The sequence below is a fragment of the Actibacterium sp. genome (genome assembly GCF_041584535.1).
Taxonomy (GTDB): domain Bacteria; phylum Pseudomonadota; class Alphaproteobacteria; order Rhodobacterales; family Rhodobacteraceae; genus Actibacterium_D.
In genome coordinates this window covers 1-2297 of sequence record NZ_JBFHDW010000360.1, presented here as the reverse complement: position 1 = coordinate 2297, position 2297 = coordinate 1, and the positions used below count along the sequence as shown (strand labels likewise).

Sequence of the window (2297 nt, the reverse complement as noted above, 5' to 3'; positions counted from 1 at the left end):
CGGCCTGAACGAAAACCTTGCCCGCGAGGTGATGGAGCTGCACACGCTGGGCGTCGGCGCCGCCTACAGCCAGGAAGACGTGCGGCAACTGGCGGAACTCTTCACCGGTCTCAGCGTCGATTCCGACCGCGCCTTTGTCTTTCGCCCCAACATGGCCGAGCCGGGGGCGGAACAGGTGCTGGGCCGCAGCTATGGCGGCGGCGCGGCGACACTGGACGACGTTCACGCGGTGCTGGACGATCTGGCCCGCCACCCGGCCACCCGGCAGCATCTGGCGCAGAAACTGGCGGTGCATTTTGTCGCCGATCAGCCCGACCCGGCGCTGGTGTCGGCGCTGAACACGGCGCTGGCAGAATCGGATGGCGATCTGATGGCGGTCTATGCGGCGCTGTTGGGGCATCCGTCCAGCTGGGCCGAAACCCGGCAAAAGGTGCGCCAGCCGTTTGACTATATCGCGGCAACGCTGCGGCTGCTGGATGCGCCGATCCCGACCGATCCCAAGCTGCCGCTGCGGCTGTTCGTGCATCCGCTGGCCGATATGGGCCAGACCATCGACGGCCCGCCCGGCCCGGATGGCTGGCCCGAGGAGGCCACGCATTGGATCACCCCGCAAGGTATGGCGGCGCGCATCCAATGGGCGATCAAGGCGCCCTCGGTTCTGATCGGTGATCTGCCCGACCCGCGGGCCTTGGTTGATCTGGCGCTGGGCAAGGCGGCGTCCGAGGATCTGCGATTTGCCGCCGCCGCCGCTGAAAACCGCGCGGTCGGCGTGGCGCTGCTGTTGTCCGCGCCCGAGTTTCACAGGAGATAGCCGATGCTGACCTCGCTTTCGCGTCGTGGATTTCTGGCCCTTGGCTGTTCGGCTGCCGCCGCGCCGCTGGTGACGCCGGTGACACTGGCCGCCGCACCATGGGATCAGCGGCTGGTTGTCATCATCCTGCGCGGCGCGATGGACGGGCTGGATGTGCTGCGGCCCGTGGGCGACCCGGATTTCGCCGCGCTGCGCCCGACCTTGTTGGCGGGACCAGAGGCGCCGGATCTGGACGGGTTCTATGCGCTGCATCCGGGGCTGGCCGATCTGATGCCGCTGTGGCGCACGGGCGAGTTGGGCTTTGTCCACGCGGTTTCGACCCCCTATCGCGACAAGCGCAGTCATTTCGACGGGCAGGATCTGCTTGAGGCTGGCACCGGCTTTGATGTCGGCACATCCGCGATTCGCGATGGCTGGCTGAACCGGATGCTTCAGACGATGCCCGGCGTCCGGGCCGAGACCGCCTATGCCATCGGAACCGGGGATATGCTGGTGCTGCGCGGCGAGGCGCCGGGGTCAAGCTGGTCTCCCGAGGCCGATCTGGAACTCACGCCACAGGCGCGCGATCTGATGCGGCTGGTGGCGCGCCACGATCCGATGTTCCGCGATGCGGTGGGCGGGGCGATCGGCATTGTCGAAAGCCTTGAAACCGAGGCCGCGATGTCCGGCACCGCAAAGCCACCCAAGGCGCACCAAGCACTGGCCAGTTTCGCCGCCGGTCGCCTAAAGGGCGAGACCCGGATCGCGGCGTTCTCGATCAATGGCTGGGACACGCACAGCCGCCAGTCTCATGCGCTGCAACGCCCGCTTCAGGCGCTGTCAGAAACGCTGTTGGTGTTGCGCGACGAATTGGGCCCGGTCTGGGGGCAGACGGCGGTGGTGGCGTTGACCGAATTCGGCCGCACCGCGCGCGAGAACGGCACCGGTGGCACCGATCACGGCACCGGCGGCGCGATGGTTTTGGCCGGCGGCGCGGTGCGCGGCGGGCAGGTCTATGGCGATTGGCCGGGGTTGGGCGATCTGGACCTCTACAAGGCGCGCGACCTGATGCCGACCGCCGATGTGCGGGCCTATGCGGCGGCGGCGATGCGCGGGCTGTTCGGGCTGGACCGTGCCGCGCTTGAGCGCCAGATTTTCCCCGGCCTACAGATGCAGACCACGCCGACGATCATCCTCTGATTGGTTTCCGCTTTTCCCGCGCGCGAAAATGCGGCTAGATCGTGGGGAACCACGGAGAGGTCCAGAATGACCCGGAAAAACCCGCTTGGCGCGCCTGTTGCGAACTGGACGCCTCCGCCCTTGCCCGATGTGCCGGTGCTTGAGGGGCGGCGGGTCCGGCTGGAGCGGTTGGTGGCACAACGCCACGCCGCCGAACTTTTCGACGCCTATGCCGGCGACGACGCGCTGTGGGACTATATGCCGGTCGGGCCGTTTCATTCGGCTGCGGCTTTCCACCGCTGGGCCGCCGGGGTCGAGGACAGCCGCG

Annotated in this window: 2 protein-coding genes and 1 pseudogene; all 3 read left to right on the top strand. The window is 67.9% G+C overall.

Annotated elements, in window-relative coordinates:
* Positions 1 to 811: DUF1800 family protein (locus ABYW26_RS13565; RefSeq protein ID WP_372605445.1), on the top strand; the 811-nt coding region annotated here is incomplete at its 5' end.
* Positions 812 to 814: 3 nt separating this feature from the next.
* On the top strand, positions 815 to 1990 hold the full coding sequence (locus tag ABYW26_RS13560; protein WP_372605444.1) for a DUF1501 domain-containing protein: 1176 nt from the start codon (positions 815 to 817) through the stop codon (positions 1988 to 1990).
* 66 nt (positions 1991 to 2056) lie between these two features.
* A pseudogene (locus ABYW26_RS13555) lies at positions 2057 to 2297 on the top strand (GNAT family N-acetyltransferase); the annotation flags it as partial.

Excerpts from the sequence above, each read along its gene's own strand:
- ABYW26_RS13560 (WP_372605444.1), top strand. The coding sequence starts at position 815 with ATGCTGACCTCGCTTTCGCGTCGTGGATTTCTGGCCCTTGGCTGTTCG.